Below are 20,390 nucleotides of genomic sequence, written 5' to 3'. Positions count from 1 at the left end.
TTAAGCTGCCTCGTCTAAGTCCATTTTGTTGTTTTTATTCTTTTTCACAAACTTAAAGATTACATAAATAATACCTACTGCTAAAATGGCCCAAGCACTATAGCCTATCCATTTTTGATCGTCCGCAAATTGCGCAATAAAGTCTCCAGACCAGAAGGCTAGGTTCATATCCATCTCTGCAATAAACTCTGCGATCATAGCCACAAAGGTCAAGACCACTATGGAGAAAATTAGTCCTGGTGTTATATAAGCACCAACCGATACTTGTACTTTAGCCTTTCGTGGATTCATGCCCAATAATGGTTCAATTTTACCGTAAAGTTTAGGCGTAAGAAGTAATGTTGGAATTAGTCCGAATAACACACCTGTGATTATCATTTCATTTAAGAAGCTCACACCTTCTAGTACTACAATACTTTCCGGTAGGCCAGGAACTGCATCAAAGCCTTCGACACCAAACCAAACCTTCCCAATATCGACGATTGTACTAAGTAACTGATCAATCCCAACTCCTACGAGTGCTGCAACTGCTAACTGCATTTTATTTAACGGGTTACGTACAAGCAGACCAGCTACATAAATTGCCAACGTAAATTCAATGAACCCTTCAATTTCTCCAATCCCACCGAAGTCACCCATTAACAATCCGGCGAAAACAATATTACCAACGGAAGCACCAAGCGCTACATACAAAGGATGAAACAAAGCTGCCAAGATAAGTGGAATAAATGCAAAATAGGAAATCGAAAACTCAATCGGACCTACTTCATTGGAAGGAAGAATTTCTGTAATCATTTTAGATAAACCGAACAGTGACATGGACAAAACAAACACCATCATTTTTTGCGACTGCGTTAACTTTCTTTCCTGGTTAATACTCTTCATTTCATTCACTCCCTCTTGTATTGTACTTTCAGTATAAGGGGTAAATATGAAGCCAGTTTTAACTATATGTAAATTTTATTTCTTTTTTTATTATATGAAATTTTTCTTTCATTTTTGTTGTATAATGGATTTTATAAAGGAGATGAGGAATTTGGTAGACTTCTCGAAATGGAACCTCTCTAAAAGCCAACAAAAAATAGCAGACTACTTACATAAAAACATAGACGTTGTCCCATATATGACTGAATCCGAGCTAGCAAAAGCTTGCAATATAAGTGCTGCGACAGTATCTCGCTTTTGGAGTGCCATTGGTTTTAAAAACCTACGTGAGTTCAAACACTCCCTTTTGCAAGACGCTTCCGTCACACCTGCAAGCAAAGTAGAATCCGCATTGAAGCAGCATGAGCAATCCTATGTCCAAGTAATGCTTGATCATGCTACCACCTATATAGCGGAGACAAAAAAGCACTTGGCCGATGATGACTTCACGCAGGCAGTAAATAGTATTGCCGAAGCGGAAAACGTACATTTATTTGGTGCTGGTTCAGCACAAAGTCTTGTTACATTGCTCAGCTTTCGCCTCAAACGTTTTAATTCACACGTATACACCCTTGCACCAAGCGGACATGAGATATTTGAAGGGGTCATTCATATTAAGGAAGGGGATGTACTGTTTATTTTTGGGTTTGTTCAAGCCTCCGTGGAAATCAATGTTTTATTGGATTATGCCAAGAAAAAGGGAGTCCGGACCATTTTAATGACCGATCTCCTTGTCTCCCCCATGCTAGAACAGGCGGATCATGTGCTGTTCACAAGCAGAGGAGATGTTGGAGACTTCCATTCCATGGTGGCGCCAATTGCATTAATTGAAAGCATTGTGATTAACGTAGGAAAGCAAATGGGAGAACATGCCCTACAAAACCTCCACGATTTACACCAAGTTAGAAAGGACTATCAGGATAAACTACCGAAGAAGTAGGAGATTTATGCCAAAAATAAACCCCACTCCTGACAACTAGGAGTGGGTAAACTAGATTACGTTACGTAACAGGGTCGGATTAGAGTGTACTACTTTCCGAAGGACTGAATACGCTATATCTTAAATGTTTCTTGCTCTATACCTGTAAAATTTCTCGTATATCCTCATCTGTAAGTGAAGCAACATGCTTTTCTTTCGGATCAATAACTGCTTCAATCAGTTGTTTTTTCCTTTCTTGAAGCTCATTCATTTTCTCCTCAATCGTACCGCGTGCAACAAGCTTAATTACCTGCACAGCATTTTGCTGCCCAATTCGATGCGCACGATCGGCTGCCTGTTGTTCAACAGCAGGATTCCACCAGCTGTCATATAAGATAACGGTATCCGCACCTGTAAGATTGAGACCTGTCCCACCAGCTTTCAAGGAAATGAGAAACATATCTCGTTCCCCTTCATTAAATCGATTACATCGATCCACACGTTCCTCTGATGGTGTTTGGCCGTCCAAATAAAAATATGGGATGCCTTCTTGGCTCAGCTCTTTTCCAATTATGGATAGCATTTGGGTAAACTGTGAGAAAACAAGGACCCTCCTGCCCGCAAGGCGTGATTCCTCAACCAAGCGTTTTAATTGTTCCAGCTTAGCTGACTTTCCTTTATAACCTGTAACGAATAATGCGGGATGACAGCAAATTTGACGTAAACGCGTTAATCCTGCAAGTATTTTTATTTTGTTTTTCCTTAATGTATCTTTGTCCAGGTGTTTTAAAGTGTCATGGCGCAGTTTAGCCAGGTAGGCAGCATAAAGCTTTTTCTGCTCTTCTAGCAATTCCACAGATTCCTCTTCCTCTGTTTTCTGTGGAAGTTCAGCAAGGACCTCTTGTTTTACCCTGCGTAGCATAAATGGACGAATTCTCCTGGAAACCTGTTTTTGCGTTAGATTGCTGTATTCTTTTAGCCCTTGAAAAAGCTCAGGGAAAACAACATGAAAAATAGCCCATAATTCTTCGAGTGAGTTCTCCATCGGTGTTCCGGTTAACGCAAACCGGTAATCTGCTTGAATCTTTTTCACGGCACGTGCTGTTTGGGTTATCGGATTTTTAAAGGCTTGTGCTTCATCAAACAGTACGGTATGAAATGCTTGTTTTTCATACCAATGGATATCTTGTCGTAACAATGGATAGGAGCTAATCACAACATCACATTCCATTGCCTGTCGCCTCATGTTAGTCCGCGCTTCCTTACTTCCATCTATAATGGTGACATTGATAGCTGGTGTAAATTTCTTTAGCTCATGTAGCCAGTTATAGGTAAGCGAGGAAGGACAGACAATCAAAGCGGGGAGCTTCTTTTTACGAATTTCCGGAAGCTCTGATAAAAGAAAGGCGATGCTTTGTAACGTTTTACCCAGTCCCATCTCATCTGCAAGCACCCCACCAAATTGATAGCTGGCTAACGTCTTCATCCACCTGTACCCATCCTTCTGGTACTCCCTTAACACGTCTAACAAACTCTTTGGAATCGAAAACGAGCTAGCTTCAGGGTGTGAAATGCGTTCAAGAAAACGCCGAAATGATTCTTCTTTCGAAAATACGTCGTCATCTACCACATCAAGCAGCTGCAGGCCCTGAAGCAACGGTACATCTAACCCACTATCTAGCTCGTTATGCTGGTCAGGCACTGCGTGCAAGAAGCGTTTAATTTCTTCAAACTCCCTTGTTTCTAATGAGAGCAGGGAACCGTCTCGCAGCCGATAATACTTTCGTTTTTCCTCTAGTGCTGCTAGCACCTCCCGGATATCTCGCTCGGGAAAACCCTTCATTTCAAACTTAAATTCCAGCCAGTTCGTCCGCTCACGGTGGGGCTTTACCCTTATCCTTGGTTTAACTGGGCTTTTCATTACTCGGGTTCTGACCGCTGTGGTTGCATACACATTAACAAGCTTCTGTAGCTTTGGAAGCAGATGATGGAGAAAGTTATACTCCAGCTCCTCATTATGTAAGAAGTAACCACCGTCTGTTTTAGCAAACTGGCCCTCCTCCATCAACTCGATAATCCTCTCTTCCTTTTCCATATCGCGAATGATAATGCCATGAGGTTCTATTTCTTCTTCTAATGGATTAATTGTATTGTTTTCATATTGGAATTCCACGCTTGCAAGCAGACGATTTTTCACACGATCTAAATAGAGCTTTGCCACTAACGGCGTTTTGGGCAAGTGGTCTGTTACTGTCCCGGCCATATTTACGGTGCCAATTTTATTTAAACTTGGAGCGACTTTCTCTGTGAAAAAGGCTGCTTGATTTTCTGGGATTGGAAGGTCGGTTGTCCCTGCGTTCTCGAGCATCTTTTTAAGCTCAATCAAATAGGTATAATCCTTCCTGTTCAATTCAATGATATTCCCGGATGCTAGAACAGACTCGTAAGCATGTAAAATCGTCAACTCTTCGAACCCATCAATAGCAAGTGTATAGTGGGTCCCATCTGCTTCTGAAAAATTAAATTGCAGTGGCAATGGTCCTTTTGCCAAACGGATCCCTGTATAACTTCGTCCGCCGTCTTGTACCGTAATCGAGGAAATCCCAAGGACTTGTGGCAAGAGCCTTTTCCACGAAGAAGTTGGGAGGAGAAGTGTCTCCCGCTCCGTCACGGCAGTATCTCCTTCCAAATACGCCATCTCATCCTGGACCGCTCGGACTAGCTGTTGGATAATGGCATCTTCCTGTGTGGAAAAGTAATGTCGGGCGGTATCATAGGTAAGCTTATCTGACAGGACATAGGAGCCCCCTGCTTTTACCTGTCTTAAAAACTCTCGTACATCTCGCACATTTTCATTTCCCAATTGTAATGCTACTCCAAAAAGGGTATCTCCTGTGTTAAGACTAATAGGCGTAAACGTAAAGGATACACGAAGGTTTTCCCGGTTCTCGAAATGTCGTTGCTCCCCACTATGGCGAACGGGTTTGTTATCAAACAGGTTTATAAACCCTGTGGCAAGCTCCTCACGATGCCGCTCACGTAATGCAAGCAACACTGCTGCGACGTGTTGGCAATCCTTGTTAAAAGAAGCAAGAGAAGGACAGCTACAAGTTGTATGCAGTTTTTCTCCTTCAGCTTGTTCAATCGTCACATAAAAGTTTTCCTTGCCTGCAACAACAGCTTCACAATGAGTTGTTGTGACAGTATCCAACGTTACTTTCGTCGCACTATAAAACGCGTGACCTTTTTTAAAGGAAACCGCTCCGCATCGTTCTATGATTTTTTTGTCAGTTAGCGTAATTTTCACAGCATCTCGCCTGCTTTTCATCAGATTCCGATCAAATTGGTATTCTAATTGTATCATATAGGGAGTAGAGCAAAAAGAATGAGTGTTCGTGTTCTAAACGAGAATCTTTTCTATGGTCCCGCCGCTTGGTATAATGGAATGCAGGAAAAATTTAGCAGGGGGAAATGAATCGTGAATAAGTCAGAAGGGTATAGAAAATTTCAGATAGGGTTCCATCTCATTATTGCCCTAATTGCCTCAGTTATTGTTTAAGCATATGCAGTAAACGACTTTCAAGCAGCATATGTAATCATTGGTTCTGTTATCGCTATCTCAAGTATTTATCAATTGGTTTTATTATTGGGGAGAAGTAAAAAAGTGAAGAATGCTAGACACTAAACTTCTTTTTATGGGTTAAACTTGTACAAAACTAAAAAACACTCTCCTACTACTAGAAGAGTGTTTTTAAAGTATAGGTTATATAATCGAACTCATATCCTTCGCAATTTCTCTATCGGCAGAAGACAAAGGTTTCTTCAAAAATCCAATTAAGAAGCAAGTGATTAGAGAACCTAGGAGTATACAGCCAATATATAGTAAAGGTTTATTACTAGCAATTGGTATAACAAAGATACCACCATGAGGTGCTTTTAGAGAAATATCCATCGCCATACACATGGCCCCTCCAACAGCTGCACCGATTATATTTGCAGGTATAATCCTTAAAGGATCAGCTGCTGCAAAAGGAATCGCGCCTTCAGTGATAAAACTTGCACCCAAAACATAACTTGCTTTTCCTGCCTCTGCTTCTTGAAGAGTAAATCTATTTTTAAACAACGTAGTCGCCAGTGCGATACCAATCGGTGGAACCATTCCTCCAACCATTAAGGCTGCAGATGGTTCAAAAATATTAGCGGCAAACATTGCCAAGCCAAATGCAGAGGCCGTTTTGTTAATTGGCCCTCCCATGTCTGAAGCCATCATACCAGCTAATAAAGCTCCCAGAATTGCTGCATTAATCCCAGTTAATCCTTTTAACCAGCCTTCTAAAAACTCATTCAACAATGACATCGGTGTATTTAATATGAAGAACATGAATGCACCGACAACTAAAGTACTTAATAATGGAACAATTAATATAGAAACAAGCCCTTGAAAGGATTTTGGTATTGCTTTCATGGATTTTCCAATTAATAGAGCAGAAAAACCACCCACAAATCCAGCGATCATACCACCAAGGAATCCCGAACCACCTATACTGGCCATCATACCACCAATCATTGCAGGGGCAAGACCTTGTTTGTCAGCTATACTATATCCAATGAATCCAGCCAAGATTGGAACCATTAATGCAAATGCCGCTTCCCCACCAACTTGACTAAAGAAATGTGCAATTACATTATATTGTTCACTTTCAGGATCTGCTGCGTAAATTCCAAACATGAAAGAAATTGCAATAAAAATACCGCCTACCACTACGAAAGGGATCATATAAGATACGCCACTCATAATATGCTTATAAAAATTTAGTCCACTTTTTTCATTAGGCGATGACTTATCTTCCACTTTAATGCCTTCTACATTGTCTTCTTTTATGTTATAAGACAAAGCTTGATCTATTAATTGATCTGCGTGTCCTATTGCTTTTTTAACAGGCACATCTACATACTTCTTACCCTGCAAAACAGAAGTGTCCACTCGTACATCGTGAGCTATGATAATAGCGTCCGCAAGTTGAATATCTTCTGGAGTTAATCTATTCTCAGGCCCATTAGCTCCATTAGTTTGTATTTTTACCTTTATACCACGTTTTGTAGCAGCTTCTTTTAAAGATTCTGCTGCCATATACGTGTGGGCAATTCCTGTCATACATGCTGTAATACCAACAATATATTTCCCAGATGCCCCCTCATCAATGGTCTCAGCAGGTTGTTTTTTCTCTTCACCCTGAATAGCGCCTAATACGTCAGTACTGGTTGTTGCTACAAGCAACTTTGCTCTAAACGTTTCACTCATCAGAAAGGTGGACAGCTTAGATAAAAGTGTTAAGTGCTCATTTGAGGCGTTCTCCGGAGCAGCTATCATAAATATTAAGTTTGTATGCTGCCCACCGAAATCAATTCCTTGCAAAGTTCTCCCCATTATAATGGTAGGTTTTGTTACAGATTTACTCTTTGCATGCGGAATGGCGACACCATAACCAACAGCCGTAGAAATCTCATTTTCTCTTTTATAAATTGCCTTTTTGAACTGAATTGGATCCGTTGTAAATTGATTTTCTGCTAATCTATTTACTAGTTCATCAATGACTTCAGTTTGATTACTACCTTTAAGATTCAAAATAATATTCTCATAGGTTAAAATATCAACAAGTTCCATACTATTTCCCCCCTTGTTAATTAGGCTTATTTAAAATAGTGGTATGCGTTATTTGTGGATTTAAATAAATCCATTTTGCGCATTACTACTTCTTGCGCCGCCTTCCGTGCACTTGGCATAATGACATCCGGTTCGTAAGCACTTGGTTGATTTGTTAAGAACTGTCTCATTTCCTGGAAGAATGCATTTTTCATATCTGTTGATAAGTTTATCTTTGCTACACCATGAAGGTACGTTTGAGAGATTTCTTCATCTTTATTGTCGCTTCCCCCATGAAGAACCAGTGGAATACCGACCATTTTGTTAATTTCTTCAAGCAAGTCAAGCTTTAATTCTGGTTTACCAGCATGTTTATATTGACCATGAGAAGTCCCAATCGCTACTGCTAAAGTATCTATCCCTGTTTCCTCAACAAATCTTTTAGCATCATTAACATCGGTATATAAAATTTCATCTGCTCCGCCTTCTGAACTTCCTTCATTGGATCCAATTGTTCCAAGTTCTGCCTCAACAGATACATTGACAGCGTGGGCGATTTTAACGACTTCCTTTGTAATAGAAATATTATCCTCAAAAGAAGCATGTGAGGCATCAATCATTACGGAAGTATAGCCATTTCTAATTGCCCTCATGACATCATTAACACAAGAACCATGATCGAGGTGAATAGCCATAGGAACCTTAGCATTTCTGCATTTTTCCCGCACATACGCAACAAACTCGTCACCGACTAGCTCAACTTCGTTTGGGTGGATCTGTATAATAGCAGGGGCGTTTTTTTCTTCCGCCGAGTCGATAACCACCCTTACAAATTCACTATTCGCTACGTTAAAGGAACCTACTGCAAATTTATTTTTGTATGCTACTCCCAAAAGATCTTTCATATTCATTAACATGACTATCTCTCCTTTATTTAAATGTGATTCCAACATTTTATAAATTCTTTTTTGGTTTCTGTTTGAATTAGCGTTCTAACATTTTCAATTCGCTTCGTTTTTTGAAAGAATTCTGTAAAAGCGTATTCATTTCGTGCAATATCTGAAGCAGGTATATAGATTATAATTAACTGAACAACTTCCTCTCCCCATTCAATCATCTTCTTATTAATCCCAATTATCACTCTCTCTTTATATTCTTTCACCTGGATATATGGGTGTGGAATGGCAACTAAGTTTCCAATAGAAGTAAAGGACATTCGCTCCCTCTGCATAATTGGTTCATATAGATGCTCTTGATTATTCAGTTTAAGGAGATGAAGAATTGCGTCATAAGGACTATTTTCATTTATCCAGTGAATCGATGCCTGTTCTATAATGGAGTGTTGTGCTTCAAGAAAAAACCTGATTTTTTTAATATCTGAACTCTGAAAACCGCTTTGAATTGTAATAAAATGAGCACTCGTCTCCGGCTTGGAAGCTAGATTTATTCCAATGTATAAATTAGAGCTATCAAAAATATAGCTTGAAGAATACTTTTCAATCTTGTGAATTTCTAGCTCATCAAAGTAAGTTGCTATCTTAGAAGCAAGAAGTTTGGTCCTTTCATAGTTTCTACTATAGAGGATTACTGTCTTGATCTTCTTTTTATCCTGAGAATCGAGAATTACTTGAATATGGTATGCTAAATAGGCAATTTCACTGTCCTGGATTTCCACGTTAAGCTCTTTTTCAATTTTTAAAGCGATATTAGACGCAATGCTGAAGGAGAAAAAATATTCGGACTTCGTCTCTTTTACAAAAGGATTATATATTAGCAAATTGTGTGATGACGGATAAATAATCCTATATATGTGGTTCGATATGTTATTTCTAAAACTTTTCTGCGAATACGTGGGCACCTGATAATTCTTTTCAACCTGTTGTAGAACGGCTTCTATCTTGTCAATTATTATTGGATTCTTATTTTCTATTTGTGTTTCGTCCAGGTCTAACTGTAATGAAATTAAATAATTGACTAATAAAAAGACTTCATCATTTGGGACTAACACATACTTATTTATTTGTGAACAAAAGGCTTCCGCAACCTCATATTCTTTAAAGCATGATAAGTTCTCTAATTCGGTCTCCTCAATGCTAACCATATGGCCCTGATTTATTTGATGTATCATAATTACTAATTGAACTGTTATCTTTCTATACATCAAAAACTCCAAGTTCAATGAATAAGATATATTGATTTCATCCACCAATTTAAAAACGCTTTCAATTAATTCTTCACTTACCCAAGAACGAAAACCATTTATTACAAACTCCTTATAAACTTCCTTTTTTACAGATATTGATGTGAAGAAGCTTTCCACCAATATTCTTTTCTGTATCTCTGTTCCTAACAGCTTAATGCCCATGAATACTTTAGTATCTATTGCTACTTCTATACCCAATGCATCAATATTAAACGTTAACTTTTGAATTCGGCTGCGAATCGTTTGAGGTGAATAAAAAAACTCATCTGCGATTTCATCATAAGTCGTATATTCGACTTTATTCATTAAGAATTTGATGATTTCAAATTCTAGAAGAGCTTCCTCCATCTCTTTTGCATCAGAACCAAATCGATTTTGTTCTATTTGACTATCACCAGTAACAACCTTATAACCACGAGAGGAAGAAACAATAGAAATATCACTAAAATTATCATTAATCTCTTTAATATAGTTGCGAATTGTTCGGTCCGTCACATCTAATATTTCAGCCATGGTGGTGGCAGATACATATTCTTGTTTCTGGTTTAATAGAAAGTCAATTAATTGATTATGTTTTTTGCGCAAAATAACCACAACCTTTCTATAAGTACACTTTATAATACAATTATTAACTGTGCTATAGCAGAAGAATTTCCTATAGGTAGGAAAATGGGCATAACTTTTACATGGTATCAAAAAAAAGCGACATCTTTACAAACTGAAAGATGTCGCTTCTATATTAGCTAATATTTGATCCTTTCCCCTTCTTACTTAAGGGACCATCACTTTACAAATATCTCGTGTGAATTCTACTGGATCATTAATCGGTAATCCTTCTATAAGTAATGCTTGATTGTATAGCAGGTTTGTAAATAAATTTAATTTGTCTTTATCTTTTTCGTATGATTGTTTTAAGGATTGGAACACCTCATGATCAACATTGATTTCCAGCACTTTATCAGCTTGAATCTGTTGGTTATCTGGCATCGCATTTATAACTTTTTCCATTTCAATAGAGATATCACCTTCTGCAGTCAAACAGACAGGGTGTGATTTTAATCGTTTTGATGCACGAACATTCTTCACTTTACCAGCCAATACTTCTTTCATTGCATCAAATAATTCCTTGTTTTCTTCCTCTTTCTCTTTCGCTTCTTCGTTCTCTTCTTCATCGATTCCAAGGTCTCCACTTGAAACAGATTTAAATTCTTTTTCCTTATAGTTCATAAGCATCTTAATAGCAAATTCGTCAATTTCTTCTGTGAAATAAAGAATTTCATAGCCCTTTTCGGCTACCATTTCTGTTTGCGGAAGCTTATCAATCCGGTCAATAGAGTCGCCGATTGCATAGTAAATATATTTCTGATCCTCTGGCATTCTTGATACATATTCTTCTAACGTTACTAGTTTCTTTTCTTTTGAGGAATGGAACAATAGTAGATCCTGCAATACCTCTTTATTTGCACCATAATCACTATATACACCAAACTTCAGCTGCTGTCCGAATGCTTTAAAGAAGCTTTCATACTTATCACGGTCATCTCGCAGGATGTTTTGCAATTCCTTTTTAATCTTTTTGTTAATGTTCTTTTCAATTAGTTTCAATTGACGGTCATGCTGCAACATCTCTCTGGAAATATTCAAGGATAGGTCTTCAGAATCTACCATCCCTTTTACAAAACTAAAGTAATCTGGCAGCAAATCTGCACACTTGTCCATAATCAGAACACCATTTGAGTACAGTTCTAGGCCTTTTTCATACTCTCTCGTGTAATAATTGTATGGAGCATTTTCTGGTATATAAAGAATTGCATTATAGCGAATGCTTCCATCCACGTTAATATGAAGGTGTTTCAGTGGCGTATCAAAGCCGTAATGTTTTTCCTTATAGAAGTTCTCATAGTCTTCATCCGTAAGCTCGCTCTTGTTCTTTTTCCAAATTGGAACCATAGAGTTGATCGTCTGTTCGGAGACAACCTCTTCATACTCTTCTTCTGACCCTTCTTTTGGTTTGCTTTCTGTAACATCCATTTTAATCGGGTAGCGAATGAAATCAGAGTATTTCTTCACGATTTGACGTAAACGGTATTCTTCAAGAAACTCATCATAATTATCTTCGTCGGTGTTTTCTTTAATCTCTAAAACTATTTCAGTACCTGGCTCGTCCTTTTGTACTGGTTTAATTTCGTAGCCATCAGAGCCTTGAGATTGCCATTGGTACGCTTCTTCACTATCAATCGATTTTGTAGTGACCGTCACTCTATCTGCCACCATGAAGGCAGCATAGAAACCAACACCAAACTGTCCGATAATGTCGTGCCCATCTTTAATTTCATTTTCATTTTTAAAGTTAAAGGATCCACTTCTAGCAATGGTTCCCAAATTGGATTCCAGTTCTTCCTTTGTCATGCCAATCCCTGTATCAATTACTTTTAATGTTCGTGTATCTTTATTTGGGACAAGTTTTATGTAGTAGTTATCTTGATCAAACGAAATCTGATCATCTGTAAGAGCGCGATAATAAATTTTATCCATTGCATCGCTTGAATTTGAAACAAGTTCTCTTAAGAAAACTTCACGCTTGGAGTAAATCGAATTGATTACCATATCCAAAAGCTTTTTTGATTCTGCTTTAAATTCCATCTTTGCCATGTAACATTACTCCCCTTCGTATTTTGTTCATTAGCACTCGACTAGCTTGAGTGCTAATCCCTCTATGTTTTTAATACCATAATCATTTTTACATGTCAATCCTATTTGCTTCTGACAGTTTCCCAATAACGAATACCAGTACAAGTTGCACGACATGGAGGGAAGCTAAATTTTTATTCTCTTTGGCTGCCTTTGTTCGAAAGTATAGATGTATTCAAAGCCAGCTTCTTTTGCAATTGACAAAGCATCTATAAGATGAGCGCCCACTGTTTCAGCAAGGTGAGAATCCGACCCGACGGTCAGAATTTGTCCGCCAAGAGAATGATAAAGCTTTAGGACGTCTATGTTCGGAAATGCTTCGTTTACCTTTACATTAGAGATTCCCGATGTATTAATTTCTAGGCCGATCCCTCTCTCAATGGCTTTTAATAGAATTCTTTCGAGATCTTTTTGGAAGTGGTTAAAATCATAATTTCCTTTTGCCTCGATAGCATAGCGCTTCATCAAATCCAAATGTGCAATAACGTCTATATCAGCATTTGACACTAGTGAGAAGATTTCATCAAAATAACTTTGATAAACTTCAACAGGTGTTTTACCACTCATAAACTTTCTTAATTTTATTTCGTTAATATTGTGTACAGACCCTAGAATGAAATCCAGTTCAAGTTCCTGTAGAACCTCCCTATAGGTGTCCATCATTATATGAGGTTCACAAAGTTCAATACCAGCTTTAATTACTAAATGTTTGCCGTATTTATTTCGTACTTGTTCAATTTGGTTAAAGTACCTTTGAAAATCCATATGACCATATGTAGGCAGATTAGGGTTTACTGCATAATGTTCAGTAAAGCAAATTTCATTAATCCCTTTTTTTATTGCTTCCGAGCATACTTTATCCATACTAGCTTTGGAATCAAAAGAATTATCTGTATGATGATGATAATCTGTAAGGTACATCTTGTCTCCTCCTATGACTATTTAGCTATAAAACTATTGAATGGTAATATTGTCATTACAAAAGCAAGAAGGCAACCCTGTAAAAGGTTACCCTCTCATTATAGTTTACAATAGTTGCTTAAAATTATTAACCACATTACTTACAGTGAAGCCATACCTTTCTATAACTTCATTACCAGGTGCTGATGCTCCGAAAGTATCAATGCTCATCACTGCCCCCTCTGAGCCTGCGTATTCTCTCCACCCTATTTTGGCTCCCATTTCAACCGTTAAGCGTTTTGGTAGGTTGGCTGGCAGTACACTTTCTTTATACTCAGGTGATTGTTTTTCAAACAAGTCCCATGATGGCATACTAACTACATTTACAAATATACCTTCTTCAGCTAGACTCGATTGGGCTTGAATTGATAACGAAACCTCGGAACCCGCTGCTATGATAATACCAACTGCTTTACCTGCTGCTTCCGAAACGGTATAGGCTCCTTTTCGAACACCATTGGCAGCCAATTTATCCGTGTTAGCTAATGTTGGTAAACCCTGTCTTCCCAAGACTAGCATTGTAGGATTATCCGTTTTCTCAATAGCTACTTTCCAAGCTTCTCTAGTTTCATTTGCATCTGCTGGACGAATTACAGAAACCCCCGGCATTGCTCGGAAGGATGCTAACTGTTCAATGGGTTGGTGTGTCGGACCATCCTGGCCAACTGCAATTGAATCATGAGTAAAGACATAGGTTACCGGCAATTTCATCAACGATGCTAAACGTATTGCTGGCCGCAGGTAATCTGAGAAAACAAAGAATGTACTTACAAATGGGCGTAAGTGATGTAACGCAAGCCCATTTGAAATAGCCCCCATGGCAAACTCTCGTACACCGAAACGAACATTTCTACCAGAATAATCCTTGCTGTTTAAGTCAACATATTCTTTTAATCTAGTCTTGGTAGATGAATCAAGGTCTGCTGACCCTCCCACTAATTCGGTTAGTTTCTCAGCCAAAGCATTTAACGTTTCGCTTGAAGCAACACGTGTGGCGAGCTCATCACCCTCTGCATAAACTGGTAACTCATCCGTCCAATTAACAGGTAAATCTCTGGCTTCAACTCTTTCCAACTCGTTTGCAAGTTCAGGGTATTCCTGCTGATATTCAGCAAGTAGCTTATTCCATTCCTTTTCTCTTGCCAACCCATTTTCTTTTATACTTCCAAAGTCTTTGTAGACTTCCTCTGGGACATAGAACTCTTCATGATTCCAACTATAGAACTTCTTGGTACGTTCAATCTCTTCTTTTCCCAATGGATCACTATGTGCATTATGTGTACCTTGCAAGGTTGGTGAACCGTAGCCAATAACGGTTTTCACTTCTATAATGGTAGGACGTTCCGCATCAGCCTTCGCTTCCTCTATGGCCTTTGTGATCACTTCTACATTATTGCCGTCTGCAACTTTTAGATACTGCCAGCCATGTGATTCAAAACGCTTTTTAATATCCTCTGTAAAGGTCAACTCTAATTCGCCATCTAAACTGATGTCATTAGAGTCATAGAGAATGATTAAACGGCCAAGCTTTAGATGGCCAGCCAGTGATGCAGCCTCATAAGATACCCCCTCCATCAAGTCACCATCACCACATATTGTATAAGTGTAATGATCTACAATTGGATAACCTGGCTTATTGTACGTGTCAGCAAGATGCCTTTCAGCTAAAGCCATTCCAACACTCACAGGGATGCCTTGCCCTAGAGGCCCTGTTGTTGCTTCCACCCCAGGGGTTATTCCAAATTCCGGATGACCCGGAGTTTTGCTTCCCCATTGCCTTGTATTCTTTAAATCTTCCATTGTTACGTCAAATCCGGAAAGATGAAGTAAATTGTATAATAAGTTAGACCCATGCCCAGCGGATAATACGAAACGATCGCGATTAAACCAACTTGGATTTTCGGGGTTAATATTCATCACATTTTTCCATAAGCTATATGCCATGGGAGCTGCCCCCATCGGCATTCCAGGATGCCCATGCTGTGCTCTCTCGACACTATCGATTGTTAAAGTACGAATGGTATTAATGGATAAGTCCTGTATTGTTGAATGTAATATTGTCATTGCAAAACCTCCAGAGATTAATTATCTGTAACTCATTCATTAAAATGGTGAAGCTCACTAGAACTTCACCATGTACAACCTGAATCAAACAGCTTTTTCTTCCCCTTTATGACTAGACTTTTTCTTTTTAGCAGGGATTGCCATTAAAGCAAGAATTACAATTAAACCAATGGTAATGGCTATTGGCCCGGAGTAGTTTGCCAAAGTACCGAAGAATATGCCTGAAACCCCAAAATCCGCATCGGAGAATGTTGTATTTGCAAAGCCTAGCTCCCCAAGCACCGGCATTAAGAATACAGGCAAGAAAGAGATAATGATACCGTTTACAAAAGCGCCTGCAATGGAACCTTTAAATCCACCAGTTGCATTACCAAAGACTCCGGCAGCTGCACCTGTGAAAAAGTGTGGAACCACACCTGGTAATATAATGACACCCCCAGCGAAAATCATAATTACCATACTAAAGATCCCGCCAATGAAACTTGCAAAAAATCCGATTAGAACAGCATTTGGTGCAAATGTAAATATAATAGGCACGTCTAATGCAGGTTTGGCATCAGGCACAAGTTTGGTAGAAATTCCTTTAAATGCAGGTACAATCTCCGCAAGTACCAAACGAACACCTGATAGAATAATGAATACACCAGCTGCAAAGCTACCAGCCTGTATGAATGAAAATACTAGGAAGTTTGTACCGCCACTTAATTCAGATTCAATGAATGAAGGGCCAGCAAACAAAGCTACAATAACATACATAATAATCATTGTTAGTGCTATACTCACCGTACTATCACGTAAGAAACCAAGACCCTTCGGAAAGTTGATATTTTCAGTGTTGTTTTCTTTACTTCCTTTGAACAGTTTGCCAACCAAGCCACTTGCAGCATATCCGACTGCACTGAAATGCCCTAAAGCAACATTGTCATTCCCTGTAAGCTGTCGCATAAATGGTTGAAGAATAGCTGGAGATAAAGTCATAATAATACCCAATGCAATAGAACCCGCAGCAATTAATCCGAATGTGTTAAATCCTGCAACGGCCATTATCACTGCTAACATAGCTGCCATGTATAAAGTATGGTGTCCTGTCAGGAATATATATTTATAACGAGTAAATCTTGCAATTAAGATGTTGACAACCATTCCAAAAAACATAATAAGTGCTGTATTTGTACCATAGTCAGTCAAAGCGAGTGCCACAATTGCCTCATTATTAGGCACAACACCGGAAACATTAAATGCTTCTTCAAACATTGCCCCAAATGGAGTTAAAGCGGTTTGTAATATACCCGCACCAGCTGAAATTACCAAGAAACCGACGAATGTTTTGGTCGTTCCCTTGACTGTGTCCGACATTTTTTTCTTTTGTGCAGCAAGACCTATTAATGCAATTAATGCTACTAATATTGCTGGTTGACTCAAAATATCAATCAGTGTACTCATAAGCATATCCTCCCCAAGATCTTATTTTTTTCAAAGAATGATTCCTCTCTCTTCCAACACCTTTTTTACCTTTGTTCTTAATTCATCCATATCAATAATACTTTCCATGACTACAACATCTCCCAGGTGCGCCCCACCATCCGCTATATCCTTTGCAAGGAAATATACATCTGCATCTCCTGGAACTGCTGAACTTAAATCAGAATGCGAGACCTCTACATCCGTTACACCTAACTCACCCAAAATTTGGTTAATATTCATTTCTACCATAAAACTAGTCCCCAAACCGGATCCACACACTGCTAAAATTTTCATCATTATTCCTCCCCCTTTTTTATTATTTCGATGACCTGCTCAGCAGTTTCTGCACTCTTTATGGATTCAAGCAGATCTTTGTCACCTAAAATTTTAGTCAACTGCGCTAACGCCTTTAAATGTGCTTCACTGTCCACAGCTGCTAGGCAGATAAAAATATCAATTTTATGATCATCTTGGTCTAACAATAAAACCGGTTTTCTTGTTCTCAAAAAAGACATGCCCAGTTGGTTAACGCCGTCTTCCGGTCTAGCATGTGGGATAGCAATTCCTTTACCGATATGAATATATGTCCCTACTTCTTCTACATTCGTAATCATGGCATTAACATACCGTTTATCTACTTTATTGGATTGAATCAATGGCTGTGATGCCTCCATGATTGCCTTTTTCCAATCCAGAACTTCATCTGTAAAACAGATAGTTTCTTGTGTCAGTAACTCTGATAACATTGGTTTATGCATCCCCTTGCTCTGGTTATGTGAGTAAAATAGATTAACTAGGTCGGAAAACAATTTGTTTTCATTTTTAATTTCTGTATGCTTTTTAATTACTTCCATCAATTGATCTACTGAGAAATTACGTTCGCTTAAGCTGGGAAACTGCTTAATGACAGATTGGTTTAGATAGTTCTTTTCCACCAATGACAACAGCGGTTTAACAATAAATACCGGCTTAACAGATACGACCTGAACAGTCGAAAATACTAAATCATACGTACTGGTAGAAATATCCTCCAGCTTATCGCCGCTGTTCACTCTGCAAAAAACTACTTCAGGAAACATATCTTTCAATTGGGCCTCAAGCATAATAGACGAACTTAAGCCATTCGAACAAACGATTAGAGCAGTTATCTTATCGGACTTAAGTTTTTTCGTGTTTTCTAGAAAGCCTCCGAAGTGCATTGTAAAGTATCCAATTTCAGCTTCACTGATGTCTTTACCTGTCCAGAGCGTCAATGGAGCGAGTGACCGTTCCACGAATTGAAATAATTCGGTATACTCAGCTTTAATGGTTTCCGTTAGGGTATTGACTAATGGTATTCCAAACGTAATTCTAAAAAACGCAGGAACAAGATGATCAAATAAACTTTGTTTCAAAAATTCTTTCTGCTTTATGGGTAAGAGTGTATTTCTTTCAAATTCGTCTACGATTTGCCCCGCAAGAACTTCCAAAGGGCGGTTATCTTTACTCGTAACAACTTGTAGTGCTGTTAGTAACTGTATCGTTACATAATAGCTCTCATTCCCACCTCCTTCAGAGAAAAGTTCTTCTGCCAATACTTTCCCATAATTAAACATGCTTTGCCGTTCAAGTAATTGCTTTTCAAATTCAGTTAACAACAAATCCATATGTTGATTACGTACATTTATAAATGCCAGATGAATTATCATTTCCGCTTTTCTGCTTTTTACAAGATTCAGTCCCTTATCTTTCAAAAAAGTATTTATTATCTGCTGTGTTTTTATTAAAATCTCTGTATTTCCCCATGACTTTAATGCTAAGACAATAATTTCTTTTCCGAGAGGTTGAGAAAGCAAATGATTCACACTGAAGATTGCCATTCTGCGTTTGTCCATCTCATGTCCGACAATATGATAGCCATCCATTCTCGTGTAATTAAATTCGCTACTCCATTGTTTACAAATGTCTTTTAACCTTTTAACATCGGTTAGTGCAGTATTTTTACTTACACCTAGCAATAGCTGAAAATGATAATTCGATACCGGCTCCTTGCGTATAAAAGTATATAAGTAAATCAGATAAACTCTATCGTGTTCAGAAATAGTGAATGGATTTGTATGCATTTCAAGAAGTAAGTTTGCCTTGGGAAGTTTTTTCAATTGATCGTCAACGTGAATTGTTGGATGATGAATATCAAACTTAGGAAGTTTATTACAACTTAATGCGTGATTAACTTTTTCCAAGTCGTACATTAACTGCCTATCAGTCAAATTTAATTGCATCATTAACTCCTGTTTCGTAATCTGTTCATGTTTTGTTATTTCTTCAAAAAGCCTATAGGACCTCTGGTCAAACAAAAGCACCCCTCCACCTCTCACCCAAATTATAAAACGCTTACAACGTTGATACAATAACATCTTAGCCCAATTAATGAAGGCCGAATTAGACACCTATTGGGCTGTCTATCATTATTATGTTGTATTCCAACTATGTACCTATTATTCTACTTGAGTGTGCCCCTATTAATAAGAACCGTAGATTACACAGCAGATTAATATCATATAGGAAGTTGGATCTTTAGAAATTATAATATTTTTAAAAACTACTTTTGGAAATTTGTTCCACAATCTTTTACCTCACTCCTTAACAATGTTATTTACCAATGGTTTCTCAAGCTATACACCAATACGTTCATCCACAGCATCGGTTATCCAATCTTAAATAGAGTCAATTAAAAGCGTTTACAACAAAAAATACATATGTTAGGATACTTGTATACAAGTATTCATCTTCTATTTAAAGGATGTTGATTCATATGAAAGCCCTTTACCCAGAAAAGAGACTAGTAAATGCGTCAATGGGTGCAAGAGTAGTGGCAGAGTTGCGTATGCGGATTATTACAAAGGCTATTAAAGATGAAACCGTTTTAACCGAAAACCAGCTTGCCAAAGAATTTCAAGTAAGTAGATCACCCATCAGAGAAGCACTCCGGACATTAACAAGTGAAAACCTTGTTCGGCCTGAACGAATGGGTGTTGTAGTAGTTGGAATTTCCGAAAAAGATATTGAAGAAATATATGATATACGCCTGATGGTTGAATCCTTTGTCTTTGAGCGATTGCTACATAAGGATAACGGCAAACTGGTCGGTGAGCTTGAAAAGTTAATTGAAATGATGAAGATCGCGGTCAAGTATAAGGATATCGACGAATTTTCTTTTCTCGACCTAGAGTTTCATGAAACGATCATCCGATCCATTGATCATCGTTATATCTCCATGCTTTGGTCGAACATTAAACCCGTAATGGAGTGTTTAATTCTTCTATCCATGCGCTACCGATTGGAAGAAAACGATAAAGACTTTGAGCGTGTGATTGCCAATCATGAATTAATCATGGAATCAGTCGCAAACAAGGATACCGATTTAATTAATCAAGCATTTTATAAAAACTTTAATGATGTCCAGAATAAAGTAGAGCAGTTATGGAGTAATGAAGAAATGATGAAGATTGCGAGGGAGAGTATTGAATTCAAATAAATAT

13 protein-coding genes are annotated in these 20,390 nt (G+C 38.2%); 2 read left to right on the top strand and 11 right to left on the bottom strand.

The features are described from left to right. On the bottom strand, nt 1–885 hold the full coding sequence (locus tag ACTWPF_RS01360; protein WP_238017467.1) for a cell division protein FtsQ: 885 nt from the start codon (nt 883–885) through the stop codon (nt 1–3). Between the two features lie 151 nt (nt 886–1,036). Here ACTWPF_RS01360 and ACTWPF_RS01355 point away from each other — a divergent pair, with 151 nt between their 5' ends. After that, nucleotides 1,037–1,864 (top strand): MurR/RpiR family transcriptional regulator, encoded by an 828-nt coding sequence (locus ACTWPF_RS01355; RefSeq protein WP_443148071.1) that lies wholly within the window; start codon nt 1,037–1,039, stop codon nt 1,862–1,864. Between the two features lie 136 nt (nt 1,865–2,000). On the opposite strand, the gene ACTWPF_RS01350 is transcribed toward ACTWPF_RS01355, so the two are convergent. The 10 genes from ACTWPF_RS01350 to ACTWPF_RS01305 form a co-directional block, all read right to left on the bottom strand. Continuing rightward, nucleotides 2,001–5,150, bottom strand: a complete 3,150-nt coding sequence (locus ACTWPF_RS01350; protein WP_443148070.1) for an SNF2 helicase associated domain-containing protein — start codon at nt 5,148–5,150, stop codon at nt 2,001–2,003. A 456-nt stretch (nt 5,151–5,606) separates the two neighbouring features. Further along, nucleotides 5,607–7,508, bottom strand: a complete 1,902-nt coding sequence (locus ACTWPF_RS01345) for a PTS fructose transporter subunit IIABC (protein ID WP_443148069.1) — start codon at nt 7,506–7,508, stop codon at nt 5,607–5,609. Between the two features lie 26 nt (nt 7,509–7,534). After that, nucleotides 7,535–8,404, bottom strand: coding sequence for a ketose-bisphosphate aldolase (locus ACTWPF_RS01340; protein ID WP_443148068.1), 870 nt, complete (start codon nt 8,402–8,404; stop codon nt 7,535–7,537). Between the two features lie 17 nt (nt 8,405–8,421). Beyond that, nucleotides 8,422–10,284: a BglG family transcription antiterminator gene (locus tag ACTWPF_RS01335; protein ID WP_443148067.1), complete on the bottom strand. Its 1,863-nt coding sequence runs from the start codon at nt 10,282–10,284 to the stop codon at nt 8,422–8,424. A 177-nt stretch (nt 10,285–10,461) separates the two neighbouring features. Then, nucleotides 10,462–12,342: a molecular chaperone HtpG gene (gene htpG, locus ACTWPF_RS01330; protein WP_443148066.1), complete on the bottom strand. Its 1,881-nt coding sequence runs from the start codon at nt 12,340–12,342 to the stop codon at nt 10,462–10,464. A 165-nt stretch (nt 12,343–12,507) separates the two neighbouring features. Next, the gene (locus tag ACTWPF_RS01325) at nt 12,508–13,302 is read right to left on the bottom strand and encodes a histidinol-phosphatase HisJ family protein (protein ID WP_443148065.1); all 795 of its coding nucleotides are present in this window, start codon (nt 13,300–13,302) and stop codon (nt 12,508–12,510) included. Between the two features lie 105 nt (nt 13,303–13,407). Then, nucleotides 13,408–15,405: a transketolase gene (gene tkt / locus ACTWPF_RS01320; RefSeq protein ID WP_443148064.1), complete on the bottom strand. Its 1,998-nt coding sequence runs from the start codon at nt 15,403–15,405 to the stop codon at nt 13,408–13,410. An 84-nt stretch (nt 15,406–15,489) separates the two neighbouring features. Beyond that, nucleotides 15,490–16,848 (bottom strand): PTS ascorbate transporter subunit IIC, encoded by a 1,359-nt coding sequence (locus ACTWPF_RS01315; protein ID WP_443148063.1) that lies wholly within the window; start codon nt 16,846–16,848, stop codon nt 15,490–15,492. A 30-nt stretch (nt 16,849–16,878) separates the two neighbouring features. Further along, entirely contained in the window at nt 16,879–17,163 is a 285-nt protein-coding gene (locus tag ACTWPF_RS01310) for a PTS sugar transporter subunit IIB (RefSeq protein ID WP_161464000.1), read from the bottom strand. A gap of 2 nt (nt 17,164–17,165) precedes the next feature. Continuing rightward, nucleotides 17,166–19,205 carry a BglG family transcription antiterminator gene (locus ACTWPF_RS01305; protein ID WP_443148062.1) on the bottom strand — a complete coding sequence of 680 codons (2,040 nt, stop codon included), beginning with the start codon at nt 19,203–19,205 and terminating at the stop codon, nt 17,166–17,168. Nucleotides 19,206–19,651: 446 nt separating this feature from the next. Here ACTWPF_RS01305 and ACTWPF_RS01300 point away from each other — a divergent pair, with 446 nt between their 5' ends. Next, nucleotides 19,652–20,386, top strand: coding sequence for a GntR family transcriptional regulator (locus tag ACTWPF_RS01300; protein WP_443148061.1), 735 nt, complete (start codon nt 19,652–19,654; stop codon nt 20,384–20,386). Nucleotides 20,387–20,390: the final 4 nt, after the last annotated feature.

The organism is Oceanobacillus sp. M65 (assembly GCF_052246275.1).
GTDB lineage: Bacteria > Bacillota > Bacilli > Bacillales > Amphibacillaceae > Oceanobacillus_B > Oceanobacillus_B jordanicus.
This window is presented reverse-complemented; position numbering and strand designations above follow the sequence as displayed.

What these genes read in the sequence shown, in the direction of transcription:
- ACTWPF_RS01360 (WP_238017467.1), bottom strand. Translation starts at nt 885, where the DNA reads ATGAAGAGTATTAACCAGGAAAGAAAGTTAACGCAGTCGCAAAAAATG.
- ACTWPF_RS01345 (WP_443148069.1), bottom strand. Translation starts at nt 7,508, where the DNA reads ATGGAACTTGTTGATATTTTAACCTATGAGAATATTATTTTGAATCTT.
- ACTWPF_RS01340 (WP_443148068.1), bottom strand. Translation starts at nt 8,404, where the DNA reads ATGTTAATGAATATGAAAGATCTTTTGGGAGTAGCATACAAAAATAAA.
- htpG (WP_443148066.1), bottom strand. Translation starts at nt 12,342, where the DNA reads ATGGCAAAGATGGAATTTAAAGCAGAATCAAAAAAGCTTTTGGATATG.
- ACTWPF_RS01325 (WP_443148065.1), bottom strand. Translation starts at nt 13,302, where the DNA reads ATGTACCTTACAGATTATCATCATCATACAGATAATTCTTTTGATTCC.
- tkt (WP_443148064.1), bottom strand. Translation starts at nt 15,405, where the DNA reads ATGACAATATTACATTCAACAATACAGGACTTATCCATTAATACCATT.
- ACTWPF_RS01315 (WP_443148063.1), bottom strand. Translation starts at nt 16,848, where the DNA reads ATGAGTACACTGATTGATATTTTGAGTCAACCAGCAATATTAGTAGCA.
- ACTWPF_RS01310 (WP_161464000.1), bottom strand. Translation starts at nt 17,163, where the DNA reads ATGAAAATTTTAGCAGTGTGTGGATCCGGTTTGGGGACTAGTTTTATG.
- ACTWPF_RS01300 (WP_443148061.1), top strand. Translation starts at nt 19,652, where the DNA reads ATGTTGATTCATATGAAAGCCCTTTACCCAGAAAAGAGACTAGTAAAT.